Raw genomic sequence first — 5,252 nt, 5'->3', positions numbered from 1 at the left:
TGTCATTGCGCTGCGGGTGGTCGACCCGATAGTGGTAAAGCCCCCAGCGACTTTCGGCGCGGTACAGCGAGGCACGAGCAGCCATTTCCGCGCAGTCGCGGATCATGCTGACTTCCATGGCACGCATCAGTTCGTGGGGATTGCTGGCTTTCATCTGCTCCAGGTCGTGCTCGATTTCGCCAAAGCGCTGCAAGCCGATTTGCATTTTTTTGGTCACTTTCGGCGGTTGCAGGTAGTCGTTGACGAAGCGCCGCAGCTTGTACTCGACCTGTGCCGGTGGCAGGCCGTGCTCGCGATCCAATGGCGCATAAACCCGAGCCTGCTCGCACTCGATCTGTTGTGTATCCAGCGCCGAGAATTCGCGTTCTGCCACATACTCAGCGGCGTTGGTGCCAGCGAACCAGCCGTAGGTAAACGCGCCTAGCATGTAGTTATGCGGCACCGCAGCCATGTCACCTGCTGAGTACAAACCCTTGACCGAGGTTTCAGCCCGCTCGTTGACCCACACCCCTGACGCCGAGTGGCCGCTGCAAAAACCGATTTCCGAGATGTGCATCTCGACCATTTGCGTGCGGTAATCGGTGCCGCGATTGGCGTGGAACTGGCCACGACTCGGGCGCTCGTTACTGTGCAGAATCTCTTCGATGTTCTGAATGGTTTCCTCAGCCAGGTGATCGAGTTTGAGGAACACCGGGCCGTTGCCGCTTTCGAGTTCCTGGTGGAACTCCCACATCATCTGCCCGCTCCAGTAATCGCACTCGATGAAGCGCTCGCCCTTGTTGTTGGCGGTGTAGCCGCCCAACGGGCCCGTGACGTACGCACAAGCCGGGCCGTTGTAGTCCTTGATCAATGGGTTGATCTGAAAGCATTCCAGGTTCGCCAGTTCGGCCCCGGCGTGATACGCCATGGCATAACCGTCGCCGGCATTGGTCGGGTTTTCGTAAGTGCCCATCAGATAGCCCGACGCAGGCAAGCCCAAACGCCCGGCAGCGCCGCAGCACAAAATGACCGCCTTGGCTTTGATCACATGGAAATCAGCGGTGCGGCAATCGAAACCCATGACGCCGTTCACTGCGCCTTCACTGTCGGTCAACAAACGGGTGCAGACCAGCCGATTGGTAATGTTGACGCGCGCACGTTTGAGCTGGCGATACAGAACTTTCTTGATGTCGTGCCCTTCCGGCATCGGCAGCACGTAGGCGCCCATGTGGTGGACTTTCTTCACCGCATAGTCGCCGGTCTCGTCTTTTTCGAACTTCACGCCCCAGCGGTCCAGTTGCTCGATGGTCTCGAAACTGTGAGTTGCATAGGCATACACCGCCGCCTGATTGACGATACCGTCATTGGCGATGGTAATTTCTTTGGTGTACTGCTCAGGTGTCGAGTGGCCGGGAATAATGGCGTTATTCAGGCCGTCCATGCCCATGCTGATCGCGCCACTACGTTTAACGTTGGCTTTGTCTATCAGCAGTACGCGCAGATTACGGTTGGCTTCTTTGGCCTTGATCGCCGCCATGGGTCCAGCGGTCCCGCCGCCGATCACGACAATGTCGTATTCCTGCTCAAGGGTTTGTCGGCTCATAGCGGGGCTCCTCGCTGGCGGTCGATTCGCAGGCGGTACTGGAAGGCATCGCCTCGGTAGTAAAGGTGTTCGAAGTCCAGCGGACGCCCGTCAGCGCTGTGGGTCAGGCGTTCAATACGCATGATCGGCGAGCCCGCTTCGACGTTCAGCGCCTGGGTCAGGTCGCTGTCAGCCAGCACCGCATCAATGGCCAGATCGGCATGGCCCAGCGACAGGCCGCAGTCGTTTTCCAAAATCAGGAAGATGTCGCGTGTCACCAAATCAGCGTTTTCAAGACGCTCACCGATGGCCTTGGGCAGGTAGGTGACTTCCAGGGAAATAGGCTCGCGATTGATCAGGCGCACGCGCTTGATCTGCGCGACCATTTCGCCTTCGGCTATTTGCAAACGCTCTGCCACCAGATTGTCGGCTGGAATGAAACGGAAGCTGCGCAGACGGTTGATCACCTCGTAGCCACGCCCGGTCATGGACTCCGCAAGACCTTGCAGGGTGCTGACATTTTGGTAGGTTTTCGGCTTGGCGACGAACGTGCCCTTACCGTGAATCTTGAAGATCAGCCCTTCTTTTTGCAGATCGCCCAGCGCTTGGCGCACGGTGATGCGGCTGACTTTGAACACGCTGCCCAGCTCGCTTTCAGAAGGCATCTGGTTGCCTGGAACGTATTCACCATCGAGTATCCTTGCGCGCAGCAATTCACGCAGTTGGGTATGCAGCGGCACACTCGACAGAGGAAGTAAAACTTTGGCTGTATCGGTCATTTATGTCACTTGTCATAACGAGATATGACCTGAGCATATAGAGCCTAAGCAGACGTCGTGAAATATCAATTTAGAATATGCATAGACGCGAGATTAATCGACATTATAGCGGCCGGCCATAACCGATTCAGCAGTGGCGGCAAGTGCTGATCCCAAAGGAAATGATCTTCGATCGCGGCACAGAACTGCAGCACTTCGGGCACCCTATGTGCGGCTACGGCGATTGCCGAACCGGCGCTGAATGATCGGCGCGTCTTGGCTTGGCACGTTATTGGTCGTTTATTACTCAGTTCGTTAGAAGCCATTACCAACCTGCCCCCGCCGAGGTTATCCACAGAGATACCCCCGGTTTCTGTGGATAACCCAACCTCACTCATCAGCCCCCTTCCCGCCACCGCGCCTACGATAATCCCGTTGCAATGACGCTGCTGCTGATGCAGCAACCCGTCAGCAGTGACTGTTGCACCAGCAGAAAAAAATCTGACAAAACCAAAAACCTCCAAACTAACTATTAAATAAAATTCATAATTTTCAATAAGATAAAAAACATCTTTGTCATTGTCTCAGGCGGTACGTTTGTTGCGATATCAGCCTCTCTTATTAGCTGCGCTGCGCTTGACCACGCAGTAAAGACAGCAAAAAACCGAGAGATGCCGACCCTCTCAACTCGTTAATAAAAAGGGAGCAACATGTCTAACCGCCGCCTGATGCAAAATCGTAAATTCAAACCCAGCTCCCTGTCGCTGGCTATCACCCTGAGCTTCGCTGGCCTTCACCTGAGCAGCGTTTTAGCAGCGGATACGTTGGATGCCGATGCACAACCAAACGCCGGTTCGACGCTGGATAAAGTCACCGTCACCGCGCAAAAGCGCGAAGAAACCGTGCAGCAAGTTCCGTCGTCCATCGCCGTCGTCAATGGCGATAAAATTCGCGACGCGTCGCTGTCATCAGCCAATGAAGTGACGCGCTATATACCCAATGTCTCGGCAGGAACTGCTGACGGCCACGGACGTCCACGCTGGTGGATTCGCGGGTTGGGAACCGGTGATCAGGGTGCCAATACGGTAAGCCCGGTCGGCATTTACATGGACGACGTGTACATCGCCAACATCAGCGCCACGGGGTTTCCGCTTTTCGACCTCGAACGCGTTGAAGTACTGCGGGGACCGCAGGGAACCCTGTGGGGCAAGAACACCACCGGTGGCGCAATTAACTTCATCTCAAAAAAACCAAGTTTCCAAGAAGACGGTTATCTGAAACTGGATGCTGGCAGCTACAACGAGAAAGCCGTTGAAGGTGCGGTGGGTGGATCACTGGTCGATGACAAGGTGGCAGCGCGGGTGTCTTTCCGTCACCAAGGCATCGACGGTTTTAATGAAAACAAAGCAAATGGCAATGACCACGGCGAACTTGAGGACGATGCTATCCGCCTGCAATTCCTAGTGAACATCAACGATGATCTGGACGCGGCGATCAATCTGCACAGTCGCCGTTATCACGACACCGGCAGTTCCAGCACCGTCAACTACGGCCTCAATGCCAACGGTACCAATCAATTCGGCTACAAGGTTGACCCCAAACAGGGCGATGTCTATTACAACGCTAAACAGGACAGCAATATCCAACAGAATGGTGCCGACCTTACCGTTAACTGGCAGTTAGGTAATTTAACCCTAACTTCCATCAGTGCATTTGAGGCCTTCAAACGCGACTCTCTGGGTGACAGCGACGGCACACCGCTCGAACTGCAGCGCGGTTATACCTATGCCGACAGTCGCCAGGTGTCTCAAGAGTTTCGCCTGACGTCGCCGCGCTCTGATCGGCTGAATTGGGTCGCGGGCTTCCACTACTTTCATGAAGACCTGGATGCGATAAGTGCCAGCGGCACGCTCGACAATACCTACATCCCACGCAGCTACAACCGCATTGCCTACAACCAACAGGACGAGAGTTACGCGCTGTTCGGCAGCATGACCTACAACTTTACCGACAAATTCAGCCTTACCGGCGGCCTGCGCTGGACCCGTGAGCGTAAGTCGATTGATCTGGAACGTATCGCTAACGTCGGTCCCGCAGTTTATGGCTCCGGCGATTGGTGGAATCCTTCCAGCGTCACGTCAACGCTGGCGCCCAATGCCGTTCAGGACGAGAGCAACACCTGGAGTGACTGGACCTACGACCTGACCCCCGAATACAAATTGTCCGATAACGCCCGTATTTACTTCCGCTATTCGAAGGGCTTCCGCTCCGGGGGCTACAACACTGGCGCTATCAGCCAGTCGACCGTTGCCACCGTGAACCCTGAATTCCTCACGGCGTATGAGTTCGGGATCAAATCGGAATGGTTTGATGGGCGCTTGAATGCCAACGCCAGCACCTTCTATTACGACTACAAAGATATCCAACTCAACATCGTCACGGCGGTAGATAACCAGACTGTTTCGCGACTGGCTAACGGCGCCCAAGGCGAAGCCTACGGTGCGGAGTTCGAGATCGAAGCCATTCCCGTGGAGAACTTGCACGTCAACCTCGGGCTCGGCCTGTTGCATACGGAATTCACCGATTACACCTCTGGCACTAACGATTATTCCGGCAACAAGTTTGTGCGTGCGCCAAACGTGTCCAGCGTGATCGGGGCCGACTATCGCATCCCGCTGAGCGTAGGCGGTGCGTTAGTGGTTGGCACTGACTGGAATACCCGCAGCCGCCAGTACTTTTATACAAACGATCAATCCGCTGCCATGCGCTCGGGCGGCTACACGTTGGGTAATGCGCGGGTGACCTACGAATTGCCCGGCGATAAAACCCAGATCACTGCTTACGTTAACAACCTGACCGACAAGGAATACCGCAACCACACCCTTCCGGGTGGCTTCCAAACTGCGGCAGTCATGTTTGGTGACCCGCGCACC

Annotated in this window: 3 protein-coding genes; 1 reads left to right on the top strand and 2 read right to left on the bottom strand. The window is 55.5% G+C overall.

All coding sequences use genetic code 11. From position 1 onward, the window contains the following. Both M0974_RS33075 and M0974_RS33070 read right to left on the bottom strand, forming a co-directional pair. Positions 1–1,582: fumarate reductase/succinate dehydrogenase flavoprotein subunit (locus M0974_RS33075; RefSeq protein WP_297846520.1), on the bottom strand; the 1,582-nt coding region annotated here is incomplete at its 3' end. Then, a complete protein-coding gene (locus tag M0974_RS33070; RefSeq protein WP_297846518.1) occupies positions 1,579–2,340 on the bottom strand; it encodes a GntR family transcriptional regulator in 762 nt (253 codons plus the stop codon). The genes M0974_RS33075 and M0974_RS33070, both read right to left, overlap by 4 nt. Before the next feature lie 689 nt (positions 2,341–3,029). Here M0974_RS33070 and M0974_RS33065 point away from each other — a divergent pair. Further along, the coding region (locus M0974_RS33065) for a TonB-dependent receptor (RefSeq protein WP_297846515.1) at positions 3,030–5,252 on the top strand (2,223 nt) is incomplete at its 3' end.

Origin of the sequence: Pseudomonas sp., from assembly GCF_026224925.1 — a bacterium.
In the GTDB taxonomy this organism is placed as follows: Bacteria; Pseudomonadota; Gammaproteobacteria; order Pseudomonadales; family Pseudomonadaceae; genus Aquipseudomonas.
Note: the sequence above shows the minus strand (reverse complement) of the source record. Positions and strands in the feature narration are given on the sequence as shown.